Raw genomic sequence first — 24,817 nt, 5'->3', positions numbered from 1 at the left:
GGAATGTTCCGACCGCTTTTTGTTTCCTACCTAGCCTTCACACTCACCTCTGTTGCGCAAAACGACAGTGGGGGCAATGATGCCTCTGACAAGCCAGCCTCCGCGCCGGTGATGCAGTGGCGTTTTGATGATGGCAAGGAGGCCGGGCCACGGGCTCCGACGTATCCGGGCTTTTCGGAGACGAACAAGGCGCGAAAGTTCGATGTAAAGTCGCCGATCAAAGTCGCTGATAGCCCGGAGCTGCGCTTTGGCCTGAATGAAACGATCACGCTGGAGGCCTGGGTGAAGGTGGCGGATGCCTCGGGCACGCCGTACATCATCGGGAAGGGCCGCCTCGGCACGAAGGAGTTCGGTGCGAACAATCAAAACTACGCCTTCCGCCTTCAGCATGGCAAGGCGGGCTCGCAGATCGGTTTTCTCTTCCACAGCGCCGATGTGCCGGGGAAAAAGGGCGACTGGCATCGCTGGTGGTCGAAGGACACGGTGCCCACGGCGGGCTGGCATCATGTGGCGGTGACTTACACATACGGGAAGCCCAAGAGCATCAAAGGCTACATCGACGGCCAAGAAACCGATGGCACCTGGGACATGGGCGGTGCGACGGATCGCGGCCCGGTGATGGATGGAGATGCCGTAGTGATCGGCAATGGCTCGACGATGGCCGAGTCGCACGCGTTTGAGGGCTGGCTCGATGATGTGGCAATCTATCGCGGTCCCATCGACACGGAGGCGCTGAAGGCGAAGTATCAGTTCATCCCGCCACCACCGCCCGTGGCGCAAAAAGACGTGCCCGCAGGTCGCGTGCTCGTGCAGCTCGCCGAGGATGGCATGCCTGAGTCCAATGCATGGCCCAGTGAGCCGCCGAAAGTCGCCGAAAGCTACACCGAGGATGTTTTCGGCTTCTTTGACGTGCCGCAAAAATACGTCGAGACGGGTGTGCGTGGCGACCGCCATGTGCCTTTCCTTTTGCGTGCGGCGGCCAGCGTGACTTTCCCAAAGGGCAAGCACCGCCTGCTGCTGCGTGCTCGTGGTGCCACCAATCTCCTCATCGACGGCAAAACGATGCTCAAGACGCCTTTCCCACCGAAGGACAGTGACGGACATCACCTCGTGGCCGATCAAAAAGACTACCTCGACCTCGGCCCCGACTTCCGCTTCGTGCCACCGGGCAATCGCGAATCGTGGTGCGAGTTTGAAGGCACCGGGAAGCCACAGTTCATCGTGCTGGAGACGCTGGTGGGCAGTTTCGTGGGGAAATCCATCCGTAGGCCCGAATTGGGCGAAACCGTCGTCGCTTGGTCGCCAGCAGGCACGCAGAGCTGGCAGCTCATCTCCGCTGGCAAACGCAGCGTGCCCTACAACGACGCCGGATGGACCCAGTATGAAAAAGAGCGCACCGCGCACTACGAGATCGTGAATGACAAGCGCCGCGCCGAGATGCGTGCAAAGTCCGATCCCTACTGGGCAAAGCGTCGCGAGGCCGCAAAACAATGGCTGGCGAGCACCGAGCCGGTGAAAGTGCCCGCGCTGCCTGAAGGCCTGCCGAAGCTCAATGACATCGACCACTTCATCGGAGCTACGATCGCCAAAGTGAAGTCGCAGACCGCTCACAAGGGCACGGTTGATTTCTTCAAGCAGGTGCAGCCCATCCTCGAAACGAAGTGCCTCGAATGCCATCGCGGCGGCAAAGCAAAAGGCGATCTCCAGCTCGATTCGCTCGTCTCTGCCATCAAAGGTGGCGAAAGCGACGGCGCGGCCATCACCCCCGGCAAGCCAGATGCCAGCGCCATCCTGAAACGTATCGTTTCGCATGACGAAGACGAAGTCATGCCGCCCAAAGGCGAAAAACTCAGTGCCGCCGATGTCGAAGCCCTCACCACCTGGATCAAAGAGGGAGCGACATGGCCAGAACTCCGCGCGGATCGCCTGGAAGTCACCGCTTTGACCGATGACCTCACTTTCCTCCGTCGTGCGTATTTGGACACGGTCGGCGTCACGCCTTCGCTGGCCGAGATTGAGAGCTTTTTGGCCGATGTGAAAAAAAGTGCTCAGACCTCCGTGCTTAGTACTCAGTCCGATCCTCAAAAAGTCAGCACTCAGCACTCAGCACTCAGCACTTCACCTCGCGAGCGTCTCATCGACCGCCTCCTCGCTGATCCCCGCTGGGCAGATCACTGGATGGGCTACTGGCAGGACGTGCTCGCGGAGAATCCGAACATCCTCAATCCCACGCTGAACAACACCGGCCCCTTCCGCTGGTGGCTCTATGAGTCGCTGCGGGACAACAAGCCCATGGACTTCTTCGTCACCGAGTTGCTGCAAATGAAGGGCAGCGAGCGCCTCGGCGGCCCCGCGGGCTTTGCCACCGCCTCGCAGAACGATGTGCCCATGGCGGCGAAAGGGACCATCATCGGCGCGGCCTTCCTCGGCGTGGAAATGAAGTGCGCCCGCTGCCACGACGCTCCCGCCGCGAAGAGCACGCAGGAGGACTTATTCAAGATAGCCGCCATGCTCAATACGAAGGAGCTCGTCGTGCCTCTCACCAGCAGTGTCAGCCCAGATCGTTTCAAAATGACTGGCCGCAAGCCGCTCATCAACATCACACTCAAAGTGGGTGCCAAAGTGCCGCCGCAGTGGTCGCTCACCGAGTTCTGCGACGAATCCGCCGCCAAGCTCGCCGAAGATCCCACCAACACCCGCGACCAACTCGCCGCGCTCATCACTGCGCCGCAAAACGAACGCTTCGCCCAGGTCATGGCCAATCGCGTGTGGGCACGCTTCATGGGCCGTGGCATCGTCGAGCCAGTCGCCGATTGGGAAAAGGGCAAACCTTCGCATCCCGAGCTGCTCAAGTATCTCGGACGCGAGTTCGTGCGTGGCGGCTACGATTTGAAGCACCTCGCCCGCCTCATCATGACCTCCCACGCCTACCAGCGTGCTACCGACAGCGAGCTCAAAGAAACCAGCCCCGTCTTTGCTGCCCCCGCGCCGCGTCGCCTCATGGCCGAGCAGATCGTGGACAGCCTCTTCGCTGCCACCGGCAAACCCTTCAAAACCGAAGAAGTCTGCCTCGACATCGACAACACCCGCGACCTCAAAAACGCCATTCACATGGGCAAACCTCGCCGTAGCTGGATGCTCACCAGCACCAGCAATGAGCGTGACCGCCCCAGCCTCAGTCTGCCGCGCATCCAGGCCGTGGGCGATGTTTTGAGCGCCTTCGGATGGCGCGGTGCCCGCCAGGACCCCACCAGCGTCCGCGACGCCGCCCCGAACGTCCTCCAGCCCGCCATTTTGAGCAATGGCACCGTCGGTGTTTGGCTCACACGTCTCAGTGACGACCATGGCATCACGCAGATGGCCTTGAAGAAGCAAAGCGTCGAGCAACTCATCGAAAACATCTACCTGCAACTCCTCACCCGACGCCCCAGCGCCGAGGAAAAAGAGCTCTATGTGAAGCACCTCACGCCCGGCTACGACACGCGGATCTCGAAACTCGAAACCGTAAACTCTAAACCTCAGAGTACCCGCTCCCGAGAAAAATACGTCTCCTGGTCCAATCACCTCGACGGCGAAGCCACCACCGTCCGCATGGCCCAAGAAGCCGCCGCTCGCAAAGGCGACCCCGCCACCGACAAACTCGATCCCGCTTGGCGCCAGCGCCTCGAAGACATCCTCTGGGCCATGCTGAACGCACCGGAGTGGGCTTTCAGTCCCTAGGCCGCGTTTGAAAACCATCTAGAGATACCGAATACGCGCCAGAATGGTAGCCATCTCGCTCCGTCGAACCGACCGAAGGGAGATAGCCAGCCATAGGCTGCCCGGAGGGTGGAGCGAAGCGACAGCAAATGAGCAAAAGACTTTCGCTAACATGAAGGATATTTGGAGGCCGTGAACCGGTGAATATGCCATGCGTCCAGCTCATCTCGCGGAGCGAGATGGCCACTTTGCTTCGCCTGATCGTCACTGGCAGGTTTTCAAACTCGGCGCAGGCCGTCCATATGAGAGCCCTTTAAAATGCATCTGCGGCATCAAAGCCATGCTGAGACAGTATTTGGGTTATCAGACGCCGGAGTAGCTTTCCGATCGTTATGAATACCCAGCACGACGTCCTCATCATCGGCGGTGGCCCAGCGGGCTGCAGCACCGCAGCCATCCTCGCAGAATTCGGTCACCGCGTGCTCGTCATCGAGCGGGAGAAATTCCCACGCTACCACATCGGCGAATCGCTCATTCCCTTCACCTTTGGTCCCCTGGAGCGTCTCGGCCTCATCCCCACGATGAAGCAGAGCCACTTCACCAAAAAGTACAGCGTCAGCTTTGTGCAGCCAGACGGCAAAAAGTCGCAGCCCTTTTACTTCTTCAACCGCTACGACCGCGAGACCATCGCCCAGACATGGCAGGTGCTGCGCTCCGAATTCGATCTCATGCTCATGAACCACGCCCGCTCCAAAGGGGTCGTCGTGCGTGAGGAGACCACCGTCACCCAGCTCCTCAAAGACGACAGCGGCAAAGTCATCGGCGTCGCCGTGCAGAACAAAGACGGCAGCAAGGAGCACCTCCTCGCCAAGCTCGTCATCGACGCCTCCGGCAAAGAAGCTTTCTCCACCCTGCGCGAAGGCTGGCGTGTCAAAGACCCCTACCTCAACAAAGTCGCCGTCTGGACCTACTACAAAGGCTCCAAACGCGAGCCCGGCATCGACGAAGGAGCCACCACCATCGCCTTTGTGCCGGACAAAGGCTGGTTTTGGCACATCCCCATGCACGACGACATGGTCAGCGTCGGCGTGGTCGCCGAAGGCAAGTACTTGAGCCGCGACGGTATCAAAGATCCGAAAAAAATGTTCGAGCGTGAAATCAGCGAGAACAAATGGATCGAAGACCACCTCTCCCAGGGCAGCTCCACCGGCCAATATTGGATCACCAGCGAGTACAGCTTCCATTCGAAATACGGAGCCTCCCCAGGACTTCTCCTCGTCGGTGATGCCTACGCCTTCCTCGACCCCGTCTTCAGCAGTGGCGTCATGCTGGCGCTGAAAAGCGGCGTCATCGCTGGCGAGGCCGTCCACGCGGCCCTCCAGGCCAACGACGTCTCCCCAGAGCGCTTCGCAGAGTACAGTCGCCTCATGCGTGAAGGCGTCGAAAACATGCGCAAGCTCGTCTATGCCTTCTACAACCCGAATTTCTCCTTCAAAGACGTCGTGATGAAGTATCCCGACGCTGGTGCCGAAATCACCGACTGCCTCAGCGGCGACGTGAATAAGGACTACTCCAGCCTTTGGGCCAAAATCCGCGAATTCGCCCCCATCCCCGACGAGCTGCCCTACGGCATGCCGATGGCTGCTTGAAAAAAACGTCCTCCCGCCACAGTCTTTTTGCTTGACCGAGGATAAGGAATTTGGTTACCTCGTAAATGATCGCGAGTCAGCTAGGTCGGCCCATCCTCTCTTATTTCCTCGCATGGGTCGTCTTGGTGGCGGCATCCCTGGGACGTGCGGCACCTTATGAGTGGACCTGGGTGGCTGGCAGCAGCACGGCTGGGCTGCCGGAGGTCTATGGAACGAAAGGCGTGGCCGCGCTCGGCAATAGGCCCGCTGATGGTGGAGTGAGCGGGCGGGACAGCACGGGAAAGGTCTGGCTCTATTCAAACAACAACGTCTGGCGGTATGATCCCGCCACGGGCTTCTGGACGTGGCTGAATGGCGAAGGAGCGGGTGTGCCTGCCGCAAACTGGGGAACAAAGGGGGTGGAAGCACCGACGAATCATCCCGGTTCTCGAATACTCGCCATCATGGCATGGGATCAAAGTGGCAGGCTCTGGCTGTATGGCGGAGCCAGGGCCGACATCAACGGTCAGACTGGCGATTTGAATGACCTGTGGCGCTACGATGGCAACACGAATCAATGGACGTGGATGACCGGAGGCAATGTGCGCTTCAGTTTCAGCGGCACCTACGGCACGCGGAATGTGGCCGCAGCTTCGAACCATCCTGGAGCGCGAAACAGTGCTGCTGCCACGGTGGACGCGCAGGGGCGCTTTCTTTTTTTCGGAGGCAATGGCCAAGCTCCCATGGCGGATCTCTGGCGTTACGACCCGACGACGAATTGGTGGACCTGGATCGGAGGTAGTTCGAGTACACTTGTGATCGGTGTTTATGGGACACAGGGAGTGCCCTCGACGTCGAACCGCATCGGCTCCCGGCGTCATGGGACGACGCTTTGGACACGCGAGGATGGCACGGTCTGGTTGTTCGGCGGTTTTGGGTTCGATAGCAATTCGAGCATGTTTGAGATGCCGCAGAATGACTTGTGGCGCTTTCAGCCGGCCACGAATGAATGGACGTGGATGGCGGGATCATCGCTGGGAAACTTCACCACCAACATGAATGGCTGGCGTGGCACCTACGGCACCAAGGGCGTCGAAGCCGCGGCGAACACGCCAGGCTCACGCGTGCATGCCGGAGGTGTTGTTGATGCTCAGGGACAGCTTTGGCTCATCGGTGGCAACGGTCTGGATGCGGTGGAGCCGCAATCAACGGGCAATTTGAACGATGTGTGGCGCTTCTCGCCGCAGACCGGCCAGTGGGCCTGGATGGCCGGCTCGGACCTGCGTGGTCAAGCGGCGGTGTTTGGCACCCTGGGCGTGCCAGCGCCTGCGAACACGCCGTTTGCCCGGACTTACAACAACCCAGCCCTGTGGCACGATCCCAGCGGCAGCTTGCGCTTCATCGGCGGTGGCGGCACAGCGGATATTTGGAGCTTTGAGCTGCCCGTGGCTCCGGAAATCCGTGTGACGCGGGGCGTGGCGGATGTCGTGGATGGATTAGCCCTTCAGGTGACAGACGCGCCCTCCGGCGGCTCCTCGCAGACGGTGCTCACGATCACGAATACCGGCACCTCCGCGCTCACAAGTATTGCTGCCTCTCTGTCGGGCACCCATGCGGCGGAATACAGCCTGACGGGGCCGGCGGTGACCACGCTGGCAGCGGGTGAGAGCACCACGATCACGATTGCCTTCACGCCAGCGGCGGCCGGGCAGCGCACGGCGGCGCTCAGCATCACTTCCAATGACACGGATGAGAACCCTTACGACATCGCTTTGAGCGGCATCTATGCCTCACCCGAAATCGCGGTGGAGCAGCCAGTCGGCACAAACCTGACCGATGGCAGCGGCAGCCTCTCTCTGCCGACGACGAATGTGGGCAGCAGCAGCGCGGCCACCACCTTCACCATCCGCAATACCGGCAGCGCCGATCTCAGCGGCATCAGCATCACCAAGGATGGCTCCCACCCGGGTGATTTCAGCGTTTCCACGCCACCGGCGACTATCGCTCCAGGCGGCAGCGCCACATTCACGGTCACGTTCAGTCCCGCTTTGGGCGGCACACGCACCTCGGCCATACACATCACCAGCAATGACGCGGATGAGAATCCCTTCGACATCAGCCTCACGGCCACTGGCAATGGTCCTGAGATCGGCGTCGAGTATCCGACGAGCACGCCGCTCGTGGACGGAGTCTCCAGCGTCACCCTGCCAGCCACCAACGTCGGCAGCAGCAGCACCGTACAGACCTTCACCGTGCGAAACACCGGTAATACCTCGCTCACCGGCATCAGCATCACCAAGGACGGCGCGAACAGCGCGGAGTTCACCGTGAGCACGCCGGTGACGAGCATCTCGGCGGGGTCGAGTGCCACTTTCACCGTCACGTTTTCACCAATAGGTGCGGGAGGAGCCCGAACGGCTGCCATCCACATCGCCAGCAATGATTTCGATGAGAACCCCTTCGACATCACTCTTAACGCCACAGCGAATGCGCCGGAGATCGTGGTGGAGCAGCCTGTGGGCAGCGGTTTGACGGATGGAGCGGCCACTTTGACCTTCCTGACCACCAACGTGAGTTCGACTAGCGCCGCCACCACGGTGACGATCCGCAATACCGGGACCGGACCGCTTACGGGCATCAGTCTTTCCAAAACGGGCACCAGCAGCGCGGAGTTCAATGTGAGCACACCTGTGACGAGTCTGGCTGCGGGAGCCAGCACCACCTTCACGATTACCTTCGCTCCGGCAGCGGGAGGCACCCGCACGGCTGCGCTGCTCATCGCAAGCAATGACTTGGACGAGAATCCCTTCGACATCACACTCACTGGCACCGGTAATGCGCCGGAGATCGAAATCGAGCAGCCGGTCGGCACCGTGTTGGTCGATGGCGTCTCCACCGTGACGCTGCCAGCGGCCGGCGTCGGCGCAACGAGCACGCAAAGCACCTTTACCGTGCGAAACCTGGGCATTGCGCCTCTGACGGGCTTCAGCATCACCAAGGACGGAACGAACAGCGCGGACTTCTCCGTGTCGTCTCCCGGAACGAGCATCGCCCGAGGCGAATCCGCCATTTTTAATGTCACCTTCGCTCCGTCAGCTGTCGGCACCCGGACAGCGGCGATTCATTTTTTCAGCAATGACAGCAACGAGAGCCCCTTCGACATCGCACTGACCGGCCAGGGGCTCACGCCACCTCCGGGCGCGGTGGATTTGAGCTCTCCAATCAACAGTCTATTCCCCCAAGTCGCCTGCATGCAGCCTGACGGCAAGATCCTGCTCGGTGGCGGATTTTCTTCCGTGCTTGGCACTCCGCGCAACAGGCTGGCCCGTTTAAATGCGAATGAGACACTGGACTTCGGTTTTGATCCCGGGGCCAACAATTCTGTGACCGCGCTAACGGTACAGATGGATGGCAAGATACTCGTGGGAGGTAGTTTCCCCCAGATCGCAGGAGCCAGCCGCAATTACTTGGCAAGACTGAACCCGGACGGAAGCCTGGATAGCGCCTTTGATCCTGGCGTGAATGGCGATGTATGGAGCCTCACCCTTCAGCGGGATGGGAAGGTAATCATCGCGGGCAGTTTCAATGCTGTGGCAGGTACGACGAGGAACTACATGGCGCGGCTAAACGCCGATGGCAGCCTGGACACCACGTTTAATCCAAGCCCGAGTGGCGATGTCTTCGTCACCCGTGTGCTGCCCGACGGCAAAATCTATGCTGGCGGGTATTTTGGCACCATTGGAGGACTCGGACGACTTTATCTTGCCCGCCTCAATCCTGACGGCACTGCCGACCCGGCTTTCAACGCCAATGTGAACTCATATGTGATTGATATCGCCCCGCTTCCACAGGGGAAGGTCATGATTGGCGGCTATTTTAGTTTAGCTGGTGGTGCTTCACGGGCAAGGATTGCGCGTCTTGAGGCAAACGGCAGTGCGGACCCAGCCTTCACTATCGGGACTGGAGGTGGCTACAACTATGTGTTGTCCCTGCTCCCGCAGGCGGATGGCAAGGTCATCGTGAGTGGCGAGTTTGCATCCATCGGAGTCCATGCCCGGAGCAACATCGGGCGGGTGAATCCGGACAACACGGTGGACCTCACTTTCAATCCCAACCCGCAGTACGGCACGAGCACCCCCTTGCTGCTCAAAAGCGGGCAGTTGTTCATCTCCGGCGACTTCCCCGCCAGGTCAGGACTGGTCAGGCTGATTAACGACCCGGCGACAGAGTCGCTGGTCATCGACAGCACGAGCAAGGTCCGATGGCTGCGCAGCGGTTCCTCGCCGGAGGCCAACTCAGCGAGCTTTGAGCTTTCCAGCAACGGGGGAGCGACCTGGCAGCCTCTCGGATACGGTGAACGCATCAATGGCGGATGGGAGATCAATGCGCTCTCGCTGCCAGCCAGCGGCCAGATCCGTGCCCGTGCTTACTATACGGTGAGCGGTTATCAGAAAACATCCGGCAGCATGGCGCAAACCCTACAGTCTTACTCCGGTGCTGTGGACAAACCAGAGATTGCTCTCGAACAGCCTGCTTCGGCTAATTTGCTCGATGGCGGCAGTCGTCACTTTGGAGATGTCCTGGTAGGGACCACAAGTGAGATGGTCTTCACGCTCAAGAACACGGGCAACACCCCGTTGACCGGCCTTTCGCTCACCAAGGACGGACCGGAAGCTGCTCAGTACACGGTCAGCGCCATCCCCACATCGCTAGCGGCGCAGAGCAGTACGACGTTCACGGTGACTTTTGCTCCGACAGGCACTGGAGCACCCAGCGCCGCCATCCACATCGCCAGCAATGATGAAGATGAGAATCCGTTTGATCTGACGCTCTCTGGCTTCGGACTCAGTCCTGAGATCAGCGTGGAGAATTCTTTTGGCGCATTGCTCAATGACGGCGTTTCCACGATCAACCTGCCAACGACCAGCGTCGGCAGCAACAGCGCCGCGCAGACCCTTACTATCGTCAACATGGGGACCGCGCCGCTCACGGGCATCAGTATCACCAAGGACGGTGCGAACGGTGCCGAATTCACTGTCAGCACGCCGGTGACGAGCCTCGCCGTGGGCGCGGCAGCGACCTTCACCGTCGCGTTCTCTCCCACAGGCAGCGGCGGAGCCAGATCAGCGGCCATCCACATCGCCAGCAGCGATTTGGACGAAAACCCGTTCACCATCGCACTCACGGGCACGGCCAATGCGCCGGAGATCGAGGTGGAGCAGCCTGCGGGCAGCGGACTCGTCGATGGCGCGAGCACCGTGGACTACGGCCCGGTGCTCGTCGGCAGCAATTTGGTCCGCACCTTCACGATTCGGAATTCGGGTGCCCTGACGCTCTCAGGGCTGAGTTTGAGCAAAGCGGGTACCGACAGTGCGAATTTCACCCTCGGCTCGCTTTCTGTATCCAGCTTGGCCGCTGGGGCTACCACGACCTTCACCGTGACTTTTGCGCCAGGGGCTACCGTAACACGAAATGCCATCGTGCGTGTCGCGAGCAATGATTTCGATGAAAACCCCTTCGACATCGCCGTGACCGGTGTCGGCGTGGTGCCTGAGATCGCCATCGAGCAGCCGGTGGGCACGAATCTGACCGATGGAGTCTCCACAGTCACTTATGGAGCCGTGAATGTGGGCGGGAACGTCACGCAGTCCTTCACCGTGCGGAACACCGGCGCTTCTGCGCTCACCGGCCTCGCTTTGAGCAAAGCGGGCACCAATACGGCTGACTTCACGCTCGGCACCCTCAGCGTCACCACGCTGAATCCTGGCGAGAGCACGGCGTTCGATGTCACCTTCGCCCCGCAGGCCTATGGCAGCCGCAGCGCCATCCTGCGAGTGGCCAGCAGTGATGCAGATGAAAACCCTTTCGACATCACACTCACCGGAACCGGACTCGCCACCGAGATCGTGGTGGAGCAGCCCGTAGGGACGAATGTCGGCGATGGTGGCAGTAGGAGCTTCGGCTCCGTGTTGCTCGGTGGCAGCGCCAGTTTGAGCTTTACCATCAAAAACATCGGCAACATCGACCTGACCGACCTCAGCATCACCAAGGATGGAGCAAATGCCGAGGAGTTCACGATCACTGCCTCACCCACCGCTCCGGTGTCCGGCCCCTCCGGCAGCACGACCTTCACAGTGCAATTCACGCCCACCGCGCTCGGTTTGCGGTCAGCGGCCATCCACATCGCCAGCAATGACATAGATGAGAGTCCCTTTGACATCCTGCTCACTGGCACCGGCACCTCGCCAGAGATCGTGGTCGAGTATCCGGCTGGCACCGGCTTGCAGGACGGCGTTTCGGTCATCAGCCTGCCTACCACGAATGTCGCCAGCCTCAGCAACATCACCGTTACCCTGCGCAATACCGGCACCGCCACGCTCACCGGCATCAGCATCAGTAAAGATGGCGATCACAGCAGTGACTTCGGCGTCTCCACCCCGGCCACGGTGCTGAATGCAGGCTCCAGCGCCACCTTCAGCGTGAGCTTTACGCCCACCGCCCTCGGCACACGCAGCGCCGCCATTCACATCTCCAGCAGTGACTTGGATGAAAATCCCTTCGACATCGTCCTCACCGGCACCGGCACCTCGCCCGAGGTCGAGATCGAGCATCCGGCAGGCGTGGGCCTCGTCGATGGCGTTTCCAGCATCGACTATGGTCCCCTGCTCGTCGGCTCCACACAGGTGAAAACCTTCACCGTGCGCAACACCGGCACCAGCAGCCTCACCAGCCTCGCCTTGAGCAAAACCGGCACGAACAGCAGCCTCTTCACGCTTTCCAGCCTGAGCACCACCACGCTTGCCATCGGAGCCAGCACCACCTTCACCGTCACCTACGCTCCGAACGCCGTCGCGGCTCACGGCGCCACCATCCGCCTCTCCAGCAATGATTTGGATGAAAGCCCCTTCGACATCGCTGTGACCGGCAGCGGCATCGCGCCAGAGATCGCCATCGAGGCGCCGGTGGGCACCAATCTCATCGACAACGGCTCCACCATCACCTTCCCAGCCACCGTGGCAGGCAGCAGCAGCGATCCCGTCATCTTCACCGTGAGGAACACCGGCAGCGCCCCGCTCGCCGGCCTAGCTTTGTCCAAAGTGGGCACGAACACTGCGGACTTCCTCCTCGGCACGCTAGGAGCCACTTCCCTGGCACCCACCGAGAGCACCACCTTCACCGTCATCTTCTCCCCCACCGCGGGCGGCACACGCAGCGCCACGCTCCGCGTCGCCAGCAATGACACCGATGAAAATCCCTTCGACATCGCCCTCAGCGGCACCGCCACCGCTCCGACAATCTCCATCGAGCAACCTGCGAACTTCGCCCTCACCAGCGGCAGCTCCGTGATCGACTTTGGCGAGCTACCACCCGGCTCCCCCATCGGTCGCTCCTTCCGCATTCGGAACACCGGCACCGCACCGCTCACCAATCTCGTTTTGACCAAAGCCGGAGCCAATCCAGGCGACTTCAGCATCGGCACACCTGCTACCACCACCATCGCCCCAGGAGCCTTCACCACCGTCTCCGTCATCTTCAATCCGGTCGATGGAGGCTATCGTAGCGCCATCCTCAACATCGCCAGCAATGCGACAAACGTGAGTAACTTTATCGTGAATCTGACCGGTGCTGGACTGGGGCCGGAAATAGTGGTCACAACCTCGGTGCCTTACACGACGCTCAATTTGGTGGATGGCGACTACCAACTGGACTTGCTCCACTGCGCTGTCGGGGATTCCAATTACCACACGGTCATCATCAGGAATGATGGCCTGCTCGACTTAACAAATCTGGCAATCACCTTTACAGGAACTGCCAGCACCGAGTTTTCCGTTCCCGCGCTGACCACGACTACGCTTGCTCCAGGACAAAGCACGGCCATCTACATCTACTTTAATCCTCTTATTGTCGGTGAGCGGTTGGCGACAATTCACATCGCCAGTAATGATTACAGCGAGTCATCTTTTGAAATCGGGCTTAAAGGCACTGGTTTGACCAGATACTATGCCTGGAGCCTCCAATACTTTGGATTCTGGTGGCCAGGTTATCCTCCGTTTTTATTAGGAGAATATGAAGACCACCAAGACCCCGATGGCGACGGCATCACCAACCTCATGGAATTCGCCACCGGCCAGCATCCGCTCAACAGCACCACACCAGTGCAGAGCTTCACCCGCGGCACCGGCGGCGAGTGCATCTTCACCTACCAGCGATCCAAAGCCGCTGTGGCTGACGGCCTCCTTTTCACCGTTCAGCACAATGCCACTCTCGATCCCGCCGGCTGGAGCAGCCTTGGCGTGACCGAAACCATCCTCAGCGACGACGGCACCCTGGAAACCGTGCAGGCCACCATCCCCGCTCCGACAGGCAGCGCCTGCTTCACACGGCTGCGGGTGCAGCGCCCGTGAGCTTCACTCCAGCTTCCAAATCGCCTGCCGTAGCACGGCGTGCGGGTGCTCCTTCATCTTTTCATACCACACCGTGAGCAGTCGGCCGTCGCCGAGCTCCACGGTGCTCGGGTAGCCGAGATCACCGCCCGCGCCGTCGCCGCTAAGGATCATGGCGTCGCTCCAAGTCTGGCCGTTGTCGGTGCTGAGGCGGGCTTGGTTGCCAAACGGTGGCCGCCGATGCCCGTAGGTCATGAGAAGGCGTCCATCGCGCAATTTCAGCAGGTGACTGGGCAATCCCCACACACCGATGCTGTGCGGCAGGCTCCAGGTCTTGCCGCCATCTTTGGATTCGCTTTGCAGCGTCTCGCCTTTGTTCGCGGTGTTGTGATTGCGGATCTGCGCAATGATCGTGCCATCCGCAGCCTCCACGGCATGCAGTTCGTGCAGACCCTTTGGCACTTCATCACCGGGGCGGGTGGGGATTTCGGAGAGCCATTGCCACGTCAGGCCATCGTCCTTGGATTCTGCCGCGCCGATCTTCTTTTCGCCGGTCCAAAGCTGCTTGCCGAGGTAGAGCAGGCGCCCGTCCTTGAGCTGGATGGGGCCATGCGGGCTGTTCACGACCGTCGGGATGCGCGGGGACCACGTTTTGCCTCCATCGGTGCTGCGGATGATCCATTCGCCGAGTTCCGCTTTTCGCTCCTCGTCATTCAGACGCTCATGCGCGGCCTTCCAGCGTGCGAAACGCTCCGGCGGCATCGCTTTCGAGACCCAGCCTTTGTCCGTTTGCTCCGCCATCATCGTCGCTTTTTTAAAACTGTCCTCATAGGCCAGTGAAGTGAACGTGGTGACCAAAAGGGTGCCCTTGGCCGTTTCCAGCACACCGGAGTCGCGGTCGTCCGTGGCGCTATCGAGCAGCACACGCGGGAAAGTCCACGTTTTGCCATCATCGCGTGAAGTCATCGCGCAAACCTGCCCAAACGGGCACACATGCGATTCGCGCCCACCGGACCACGACAGCCAAAGCTCGCCATTCGCCCTCCGCGCCACTGTCGGCCAGCCGTGATAGAGATCGAGCTGCGGTGAGATGACCTTCGTTTCGAGCACTTTGGCCTGCGGAGCAGCGGCCTGGGCAAACAATGGAAAAGCAAGAAAGGCGAGTAGGGATCGAGGAGTCATGACCTGACTACTACGCTTCAGGCTAGGATGTCCTTCACCACCTTCGTCGGCTCCACGCCAGTGAGTTTGAAGTCGAGACCCTGCGCACGAAAGGTGAAGCGCTCGTGATCAATGCCGAGCTGATGCATCACCGTCGCGTGCAGATCACGCACATGCACCGGATTCTCGGCCACGTTGTAGCTGAAGTCGTCCGTCGCGCCGTAGGTGGTGCCGGGTTTGATGCCGCCGCCGGCCATCCACATGGTGAAGCAGCGCGGATGATGATCGCGACCCGCCTCCGGGCTGTCCCACTTGCCTTGACCCGCGACACCGCGACCGAATTCGCCGCCCCAGAGCACCAGCGTCTCGTCGAGCAGGCCGCGTTGCTTCAAATCTTTGATGAGCGCCGCGCTCGGCTGATCCGTGTCACGACAACGCGCGGTGCACCAGCTAGGCAAGCGGCTGTGATGATCCCAATCGGGATGGAAAAGCTGGATGAAGCGCACACCGCGCTCCGCGAGCCTCCGCGCGAGGATGCAATTCGCCGCGTAACTGCCCGCACGCCGCGAATCGGGCCCATACATCTCGAAAACATGATCCGGCTCGTCGCTAAGGTCAGTCAGCTCCGGCACGCTCGCCTGCATGCGATAGGCCATTTCATACTGGCGGATGCGTGTCGTGATTTCCGGGTCCTGCGTTTGCTCAAATCGCATCTGATTCAGCTCCGCCAGCCCATCCAGCATCCCTCGGCGCAAATGACGCGGCAGGCCGTCGGGATCGGTCAGATACAAAACCGGGTCCTTTGAGTTCCGCAGCTTCACACCTTGATAACGGCTGGGCAGAAAGCCACTGCCCCAGTAGTGATCGTAGAGCGGCTGATCGCTCGGGCGCTGCATCTTCGAGATGAGCACGAGGTAGTCCGGCAGGTTGCGATTCACGCTGCCGAGGCCGTAGCTGATCCACGCGCCCATGCTCGGCCGTCCGGGAAGCTGATGACCGGTCAAAAACTGCGTCATCGCCGGTGCGTGATTGATTTGATCGGTCGTCATCGACTTGATGAAGCACAAGTCATCCGCCACGCCCTGCAAATGCGGCAACCACTCGCTAACCGTCGCGCCGCTCTGGCCGCACTTCGCAAATTTCGTGATGCCCGGCAGGATGAGTTGCTTCTGGTTCGCCGTCATCGTCGTGAGCCGCTGCCCCTGGCGCACGCTTTCCGGCAGTTCCTTGCCCGCCCATTGCATCAGGCCCGGCTTGTGATCAAACAGCTCGATCTGCGACGGGCCGCCCGATTGCGTGAGGAAGATGACCCGCTTCGCCTTCGGCGCAAAATGCGGCAGCGATGGCAAGCCGAGCGTTTCCTGCCCCATCGCCTGCAGCGCAATCGCGCCGACAGAAACGCCGGTGCATTGGCCGAGGAAATACCTTCGGGAACGTTCAACTTCCAACATCGAACGTTCAACGTTCAAAGCTGAGAAGGAGCTGGGCGTGGTTTGCATGCGGTTTGGCAGTTGAACGTTGGAAGTTCGATGTTGGAAGTTTCTTGGTTCGATGTTGGGCGTTACTTCTGTTTGCTCTGCGCCGTCCGAATGCTGGCGAAGAAAATCCGAACCAGCTCATCCGTCTCCTGAAGCAGACGTTTGTTTTCCTCAAGGTCACGCGTGAGCGGCACCCGCTGCGACACTTTGAGCCAGCGCACCGTTTCTCGCAGTTCTTTGTGAGCCACGCGCATCTTGTGAACGAAATCCTTGTTCGACTCCGCAGCCTGAGCCTCTCCGTGATGTGCCATGGGTGCTGTTCCTGAACGCAAAAGCTGGCCGCTTACGTGCCTCCCCGCCTCCGTCTTGAACATCTGATCCACAAAGCGGATCACATCGACCGCAAAATCCAGCAACCGTTCTTCCAGATCATACTTTTGCTGTTTGTTCTGAGTTGGAGTCGTTGTCCTCATCGTTGGCATGTGGTGTTAGTTTGGTTTGGGTTCTGAACTTGAACGTTGAGCGTTGGACGTTCGATGTTGAACGTTCCTCACGCTTCGCGATGCAGTTTGTAAGGATACACATTTCCGCTGTTCCACTGGCACACATACAGGTCGCCCTGCGTGTCCACGCAGACGTCGTGGCAGTTGTTGAAAACCGGTTGGTCTTGCAGCAGCACTTTGAGGCTGCCGTTTTCATACTCGGTTGCGTGACCGCCGGGGTTGGAGATCACTTTGTCGTTCGCGTCCAGGATGGTCACAAAGCCACGGCTCTGCCACATGCGGTAGTCGTTGGGTTTCGCGCCAAAGCAGACGCCGGAATACAGATTCGTGCCGTGGATGACCGGGCGGCTCACATAGGCACCGGGCAGATACACGCCGCGCACATGCGTGCCATCGAGCTTGAACCAGTTGAACTCGTTGCGGACGCGTTCGGTGACGACGAGCAGCGGCTCGCCGCCACGCGAGTCGATGGCGACACCATGCGCCTGCATGAACTTGCCCGGATTCGTCGGCTGCGTGCTCTTGCCGCCGAACTTGGAGATGAATTTGCCGTCCTTGTCGAAGCGCAGCACGTATTGCGAGCCGTAACCATCCGCAACGTAGATGTCGCCATTCGGTGCCACAGCGCTTTCGGTCGGCGCATAGGCCTCGCTCGGCTTGTAGATGCCTGCTTTGACCGCGTGAGGCAGTTCGAGCACGATCTGGCCATCGAGTGTGGCCTTCAATACGCGCCCGCTCGTATCGCAGATGTAGAGATGACCATCGTGGAAGGTCAATCCGTGCGCACCACTCATGCCGAGCGTCCACTGGCCGAGCAGAGCGCCCTTCACGTCGTAGATGAGCACATTGTTCTGCTTGTGATTCGTGAGCAGGAACAAGCGACCATCCGGCACCTGCACCATCTCATGGCAATCCTTCACCGGCGTCTTTGCCGCGTCCGCCTGGCTCCACAGCTTGTCCACGCGATAACGATGCGTGCCATGGCCGATGATCGCGCCGTGAAACTCGGGCGCGGTTTTGGCGAACGTTTTCACGAATGGAGCCGCGAGCACGGCGGTGGCGATAAAATGGCGGCGGGTGGGCTTATTCATGCGTGATGGCTTCGTCGAGGTTGAAGACCAGAGTGGCCACGAGGGTGTGCGCGGCCAGTTCGGGTGTGGTTTGGAGTTTGCGGGCGTCTTCGGGATGCTGGCGGTAATGATTCAAGGCGCGGTCGAGTTCGCGTTGCAGCACAGCGAGCTCATTCGTCTTCGGTTCGCGGTTCAAAATGGCTTCGTAGAGCTTGGTGAGCCGTTCTTCCGGCTTTGCGGCCAGCAGACGCTTCGCGAGCGCTTGCGAGGCTTCTTTTATCGTTTCGTCATTGAGCAGCGTCAGGGCCTGCAACGGCGTGTTCGTTCGATTCATGCCCACCTCGCACACGCGCCGCTGTGCGCTATCAAAGAGAAACGTCGGCGCGATGCTGCGACGCCAGAAGGCATACAACGTGCGGCGATACTGCGCCGCGCCCTGGCTCGGCTCGTAAGTGAAGCGACCCATGAAAATCTCCTCCCACACGCCCTCCGGCTGATGCGGCCGCACTGGTGGTCCGCCGGGGGCAGGATTCAGCAAACCGGAGGAAGCGAGCGCGGCATCGCGGATCATCCACGCAGGCAGGCGGAAGCGCGGGCCTCTCGACAAAAGAAGATTGGTCGGATCAGACGGGTCGGTCCGATCAGAGCTCTGCTGATACGTTTCACTCGTCACAATGGTCTTGATGAGGCGCTTCACATCCCAGCCGCATTCCATAAAATCGACGGCGAGCCAGTCGAGCAGTTCGGGATGCGTGGGGCGCTGGCCTTGGAGGCCGAAATCATCTGGTGTGCGGACCAAACCGGCACCGAAAAGCATCTGCCACACTTGATTGACGAAGACGCGGGCCGTGAGCGGGTTGTCCTTCGACGTGATCCACTTGGCGAGGCCAATGCGGTCCTTCGCGAGACCTTCCGGCCACGGCGCGATGGCCGCAGGCACGCCACGCGGCACCAGCTCGCCTTTTTTGTCCCAAACACCGCGCAGCAGCACGTGCGTGTCGCGTGGCTCCTTGCGCTCGGCGAGCACCATGACGTTCAGTTTGCCTGCGGCGGTCTGCACTTCCTTGAGCTGCGCATTCGCACGATCCAGCGAGGCCTTCGCGAGTTGATACGGCTCATGATCCTCCAAAAACTGCGCCATGAGCTTTACGCGGTCGATTTCGCCCTTCGCGAGCTTTTCGAGCGGCGTGGGGCCGATTTCGCGCACAGCGGGGCCAGCCTGATCCGTCGCGGAAAGCCGGAATTTCGCGATGTTGGCATCGCCATTCGTCGAACGATGTCGCAGCTCGCAAATCAGCTCCTCATCGCTTTCGAGCACCAGCGGCTCGGCGAGACCGTAAAGCGCGATGTGAGGCTGATCTTTGGGAAACCCCTTCGTGGTCCACCCGTTGCGCGGATCATCATCGAGCGTGCCTTTCACGTCGCCATACTCGCGGGCCTTGCCTTCGGTCTTCGTGTCGGACACAGCGCTTTTGACGGCAATGTCGCGGATCTGCGAGCTGCCTTTGCGGCGCACCTGCACCTTGATGTCGGTGAGGATGAACTCGCCTGACTTGCCACGCGAAAGCACGCCGCCTTGCGGCAGCACTTCGAGCTTCAAACCGGTGAGGCGTGGCAGTTTGGGGCTCGCGATGAGCCGGTAGTCATCCTGCTTCGGATTCGGGCCGCTGGCGGTGACGATGCCGTCCTTCGTTTGAGCGAGCTTCGTGCCCTCCTGCGACTCCACGGAGCCCAAGATGATCTTCCAGGCGCTGTGATCCGGCTTCACCTGTTTTTGCTGCTGCTCCAACCACTTCGCGAAGGGCTTTTCCGCGTCGGCCTTGGCCTTCGCTTCGATGGGTTTGCGTGCCTCGACGAGCTTTTGCGATTCCTCGACGGCTCGCTTGGAGTGGGGTGATTGGTAGGGCAGGTAGGGCTTCGCATTCGTGCCCGCCGCGCCGTCCTCGTCGATGCTGTTGAAGAAGGCATTGAGTGCGTAGTAATCATGATGCGAGATGGGATCAAACTTGTGCGAATGGCACTGCGTGCAGCCAAGCGTGAGCCCGAGCCAGGTGGTGCCCATCGTGTTCACGCGGTCGATGACGTAGTCGATGCGGCTTTCCTCCTTGTCGCGACCACCTTCGCCATTCGTCATGTGATTGCGATGGAAGCACGTGGCGATTTTTTGCTCCGGCGTGGCATTGGGAAGCAAATCCCCTGCGAATTGTTCCAGAGTGAACTGGTCTAAGGGCTTGTTCGCATTGAAGGACTCGACGACGTAGTCCCGCCAAGGCCAGTTCGTGCGTGTGGCATCGGATTGGAAGCCATCTGTATCGGAGTAGCGCCCGGCATCCAGCCAGAACATCGCCATGCGTTCGCCGTAGTGTGGGGAGGCGAGGAGCTTATCAATCCAAGTGCTCCGTGCTGAGTGCTCAGTGCTCAGTTTTTCTGAAGACTGAGCACTGGGCACTGAGAACTGAGCACTCGGTGGTAACCCCGTGATGTCGAACGCCAGCCTCCGCCTCAAAGTATGCTCCGGAGCCCGTGGCGAGAGCTTCAGGCCTTCCTTCGCGAGGCGTGCTTTCACGAAGAAATCCACGGGATGGCCTTCGGTCTTGGCTTTGACGGGTTTTTCGAAGGACCAGTGTTTGCCCCAGGCAGCGCCTTCTTTGATCCAGCGCTGCAAAAGGGCGGCATGCTCGGCTTTGAGCTTTGGTTTGTGAGACTTCGGCGGTGGCATCACCTCATCGGGATCGTCGGTGAGGATGCGGTTGATGAATTCGCCGGACTTCAGCACCTCGCGGGTACCTTCTTGAGTATCGAGACGGAGATCGGCTTTGCGATGGCCGGCATCTTGCCCGTGGCAGCTCAGGCAGTTGTCAGAAAGCAGCGGCAGCACTTCGCGACTGAAGCTCACCGGCTCCGCGAGAGCGGCGGTGGTCAGGGCGAATGGAAAAAGCAGGCGGAGTAGCATCGCAGCATCTTACGCGGGCGGAGATGCAGGGTGCAGGCATCCGCTATGGATAATCCTGATATTTTCGCGGAGTCGGGGGCGTTGCACCCACCGACCATGACCTTCACCCGCCGACTCCTTCTCAAGATCGCTCCGTTTCTCTTTGTGCGCGGCTCCGCGAGCGCCACTGACAATCCGCAGCCCTTTGGCGCGGAGTTTCCGAATCTCGAGTCGCTGACGACAGGTGAGTGGTGGACGAAAAATGCTGCCGCAGCGGTGAAGAATGAGAAAAAGAAGGCAAAGGGCAAAGGCGGTGGTGCCACGCCGCCGCCTTCCATGGATGTGCCGCGTGATGAGGTGGTGTGCTTTGCCTATTACACGCATCAAAACGGCGTGCTGAAGATGAGTGCGCAGCTTTTCCCGCTGAAGCCGGGCGAGGAGCGTGTGGCGAGGCTGGAGCTCAAACAGGATGATGGCACATGGAAAGAGGTCGCGAAGGGCGAGGTGCATTATCCGGGCTGGGATGCGCATTTCCGCGTCGAAGGCTGGGATGGCTCGAAGAACGTGGCCTACCGCGTGCGCCATGGCGAGAAGGCGATGTTTGAAGGCCTCATCCGCCGCGATCCGGTGGAGAAAAACGAAATCGTGATCGCGAACATGAGCTGCAACTCCAGCCGCACCATCGGCCCGCGCACGGAGATCATCGACAATCTGCGGGCGCAGGACCCGGACGTGCTGTTTTTCGGCGGTGATCAAACGTATCGACACACCGAGCACACGGCTGGATGGATCGAGTTCGGCCTGCAATTCCGCGACATCATCCGTGACAGGCCCACGGTGTGCATTCCCGATGATCACGACGTGGGCCACGGCAATCTGTGGGGCGAGGACGGCAAGCAATCGACCATCAGCGGCGATGCGGACGGCGGTTTTCGCTATCCGGTGGCTTATGTGAACCAGGTGCAGCGCCAGCAGTGCTGGCATCTACCGGATGGTTACGATCCGAAACCGGTGAACCGCGATGTCGGGGTCTATTTCACGCGCATGACGGTCGGCGGCATCGACTTCGCGATTCTCGAAGACCGGAAGTTCAAAAGCGGTCCTGCGGGCAAAATTCCGCAGATGGGGCCGCGTCCCGATCACATCAACGATCCGTCGTATGACCCGAAAACCATCGATTTGCCCGGTTTGGAGCTTTTGGGCAAACGACAGGAAAAATTCCTCCACGAGTGGGGCCAGGATTACAGCGGCGGCGCGGTGATGAAGTGCGTTTTGTCCGCCACGGCTTTCTGCGGGGCCGTTCACATGCATGGCGGTCGCGATCAGCGCCTGCTCGCCGACCTCGATTGCAATGGCTGGCCGCAAGCGGGTCGAAATCGAGCGTTGCGTGAGATTCGCCGAGCGTGGGCTCCGCATCTTTGCGGTGATCAGCATCTCGCGGTCGTCGTGAAGCATGGCATCGACGAGTTCGGCGATGGACCGTACGGTTTCACCAGCCCGGCGCTGGTGAACACGATCTACGGCCGCTGGTGGCATCCGCTCGACGAAAAGCCCGGCCCGAATCCCGTGCCCGCGAGCCCGCTGCCGTGGACGGGCGACTTCAAAGACGGCCTCGGCAACCGCATCGCCATGCTGGCCTACGCGAATCCGGAAGACATCCAGGATGAGAAAAAGCGTGCCGATGGCTACGGCCTCATCCGCTTCGACAAAACAACGCGGAAGATCACCTTTGAGTGCTGGCCACGCTTCTCCAAAGTCGCCGATGGCGACAAGGCGCAATTCCCCGGCTGGCCGATCACGATTGATCAAGACGCCAACGATGGTCGCAAGGTTCATGGGCACCTGCCTGCGCAGCTATTTGAAGGTGTGAGCAATCCCGTCGTACAAGTCATCGCGGAGGCCACGGGCGAGATTTTATACACCGTGCGAGTCCAAGGCGGCAGCTTCAAGCCGCGTGTGTATGCGCCGGGCAAATACACGATCAAAATGGGTCGCGACAAACCAGATACGGTGATCGCAAGCGGAGTGGAGGCCATGCCATGAAGAAGCTGAGCGCTGCTTTGATGTTTGGTTTATGCTGCATCCAAGTTTTCGCAGCTCGGCAGCCGAATGTGATCGTGATTCTCGCCGATGATCTCGGCTGGAGTGACACCTCGCTGTATGGAAAGACGGCGTTTTATCAGACGCCGAATGTGCAGCGGCTCGCGGCACGTGGGATGACGTTTTCACGGGCCTATTCGGCCAGTCCGCTGTGCTCACCCACACGGTCTGCGCTGCTGACGGGGCAGAGCCCAGCTCGCACGGGCATCACCATCCCAAACTGCCACATGCCGCAGGTCGTTTTGCAGGCGACGCCGGGTAAAAAGGCTCCGCCAGATCAAAAAGCCATCTCGCCCGATCCAGCGACGCGGCTGAAGACCGAATACCGCACGCTGGCCGAGACTCTGAAGGATGCGGGCTACGCGACGGCCCATTTTGGGAAATGGCACCTGGGGCCAGAGCCGTATTCGCCACTTCAGCAGGGATTTGATCTCGATCTGCCACATCATCCAGGGCCAGGGCCTGCGGGCAGCTTTGTCGCGCCGTGGAAGTTCGCCCACATGAAAGAAAAAAGCCCCGGTGAGCACATCGAGGACCGCATGGCCCAGGAGGCCACTGCATGGATGGAGCAGCATCGCGAGCGGCCTTTTTACATGAACTACTGGATGTTCAGCGTGCATGCGCCTTTTGATGCCAAGAAGGCGAACATCGAAAAGCATCGCACGCGTGTCGATGCGCAGGATGCACAGCGCAGCCCGACCTATGCCGCGATGATCCAGAGCATGGATGATGCCATCGGCACACTGCTGGATACGCTGGATCGGCTGAAGCTAACGGAGGACACGATCATCATCTTCACCTCGGACAATGGCGGGAACATGTATGACCGCGTCGATGACACCACTCCGACGAGCAATCGCCCGCTGCGCGGTGGCAAAGCGACGCTGTTTGAAGGCGGCACGCGGGTGCCCGGCGTGATCGTGTGGCCAGGCATCGCTGCGGCGGGCAGTCACAGCGATGCGATCATTCAGAGCGAGGATTATTACCCCACGCTCATGGATGGGCTAGGCCTGACTGCCGCTGTAGGGCAGCGCTTTGATGGCGCGAGTATCCTACCTGCTCTGAAAGGCGATGCGCTGGCCGGAAAGGCCGTGTTTCAATACTTCCCGCATGCTCCTGGTGTGCCGGACTGGCTGCCGCCTGCGGTGTCCGTGCATCGCGATGAGTGGAAGCTCATCCGCATCTTCCACGGCGGAGAGAAGGGTGCTCATCGGCATCTGCTGTTTCATGTGAAAGATGATCTGAGTGAGAAAACCGATCTCGCCGCACAAAAGCCCGCGCTGGTGGCTGAGCTGGATGCCTTGATCGAAAAATTCCTCACAGACACGCATGCCGTGGTGCCCGTGCCGAATCCGAGCTTTGAACCAGCAAAGTACCGACCCGAGCTAGAGGGCATCCAGCAGCCCAAGGCGAAATCTGGCAGCAAAGCCAAATCGAAAAGCAAAGCCAACGATGCAGCCGATCCCGCACTACAAGGATGGAAGGCACGCGACTGCACGGCACGCGTGCAGGATGGCATCCTGAAGATCAGCCGCATCGGGGACGCCTGCTTCCTCGGGCTCGCCGCAGGTCAGCACAGCGGTGTGAGTACGGTGAAATTCCGCATCCGAGCAGCGGCGGGCGCATCGCACTTCGATTGGTTATCCGGCGGCGTGGAGAGCAAGGCGCAGCGTGTGGACTTCAGCCTCGCAGGCGGTGACTGGGAGGAAATCAGCATCACTCTGCCCGCCACGGGGCCACTAGGCATCGTGCGGCTTTATTTGCCGATGCAGGAGAAAGGCATCGAGCTCGACTGGATCGAGCTAAAGTCGAAAAGCACCGGCAAGACCACTCGGATGGAGTTTTAGAGTGAGATCACAGGC

At 60.3% G+C, this 24,817-nt stretch carries 10 protein-coding genes; 5 read left to right on the top strand and 5 right to left on the bottom strand.

Annotated features, from left to right (window positions below; genetic code table 11):
* Nucleotides 1–3 precede the first annotated feature (3 nt).
* From IPK32_13450 to IPK32_13440, 3 genes are all read left to right on the top strand, one after another.
* A complete protein-coding gene (locus IPK32_13450; protein MBK8092954.1) occupies nt 4–3,720 on the top strand; it encodes a DUF1553 domain-containing protein in 3,717 nt (1,238 codons plus the stop codon).
* A gap of 371 nt (nt 3,721–4,091) precedes the next feature.
* On the top strand, nt 4,092–5,348 hold the full coding sequence (locus IPK32_13445) for a tryptophan 7-halogenase (protein MBK8092953.1): 1,257 nt from the start codon (nt 4,092–4,094) through the stop codon (nt 5,346–5,348).
* Between the two features lie 65 nt (nt 5,349–5,413).
* Nucleotides 5,414–13,732, top strand: coding sequence for a choice-of-anchor D domain-containing protein (locus IPK32_13440; protein MBK8092952.1), 8,319 nt, complete (start codon nt 5,414–5,416; stop codon nt 13,730–13,732).
* A gap of 3 nt (nt 13,733–13,735) precedes the next feature.
* Here the strand turns inward: IPK32_13440 and IPK32_13435 are convergent, their stop codons facing one another.
* From IPK32_13435 to IPK32_13415, 5 genes are all read right to left on the bottom strand, one after another.
* Nucleotides 13,736–14,893, bottom strand: coding sequence for an exo-alpha-sialidase (locus IPK32_13435; GenBank protein ID MBK8092951.1), 1,158 nt, complete (start codon nt 14,891–14,893; stop codon nt 13,736–13,738).
* A gap of 17 nt (nt 14,894–14,910) precedes the next feature.
* Nucleotides 14,911–16,323, bottom strand: coding sequence for a DUF1501 domain-containing protein (locus IPK32_13430; GenBank protein MBK8092950.1), 1,413 nt, complete (start codon nt 16,321–16,323; stop codon nt 14,911–14,913).
* Nucleotides 16,324–16,433: 110 nt separating this feature from the next.
* The gene (locus IPK32_13425) at nt 16,434–16,832 is read right to left on the bottom strand and encodes a four helix bundle protein (GenBank protein MBK8092949.1); all 399 of its coding nucleotides are present in this window, start codon (nt 16,830–16,832) and stop codon (nt 16,434–16,436) included.
* A 68-nt stretch (nt 16,833–16,900) separates the two neighbouring features.
* Nucleotides 16,901–17,944 (bottom strand): 6-bladed beta-propeller, encoded by a 1,044-nt coding sequence (locus IPK32_13420; protein MBK8092948.1) that lies wholly within the window; start codon nt 17,942–17,944, stop codon nt 16,901–16,903.
* Nucleotides 17,937–20,876 carry a PSD1 domain-containing protein gene (locus IPK32_13415; GenBank protein ID MBK8092947.1) on the bottom strand — a complete coding sequence of 980 codons (2,940 nt, stop codon included), beginning with the start codon at nt 20,874–20,876 and terminating at the stop codon, nt 17,937–17,939. The genes IPK32_13420 and IPK32_13415 overlap by 8 nt, the downstream gene beginning before the upstream one ends.
* Nucleotides 20,877–20,972: 96 nt before the next feature.
* On the opposite strand from IPK32_13415, the gene IPK32_13410 reads away from it, so the two are divergent.
* Both IPK32_13410 and IPK32_13405 read left to right on the top strand, forming a co-directional pair.
* Nucleotides 20,973–22,898 (top strand): hypothetical protein, encoded by a 1,926-nt coding sequence (locus IPK32_13410; GenBank protein MBK8092946.1) that lies wholly within the window; start codon nt 20,973–20,975, stop codon nt 22,896–22,898.
* Nucleotides 22,895–24,802, top strand: coding sequence for a sulfatase (locus tag IPK32_13405; protein ID MBK8092945.1), 1,908 nt, complete (start codon nt 22,895–22,897; stop codon nt 24,800–24,802). The genes IPK32_13410 and IPK32_13405 overlap by 4 nt, the downstream gene beginning before the upstream one ends.
* Nucleotides 24,803–24,817 lie beyond the last annotated feature (15 nt).

It is taken from the genome of Verrucomicrobiaceae bacterium, assembly GCA_016713035.1.
Taxonomy (GTDB): Bacteria; Verrucomicrobiota; Verrucomicrobiia; order Verrucomicrobiales; family Verrucomicrobiaceae; genus Prosthecobacter.
The sequence above is the reverse complement of the archived record's forward strand: the minus strand, read 5'-3'. Positions and strand labels throughout refer to the sequence as shown.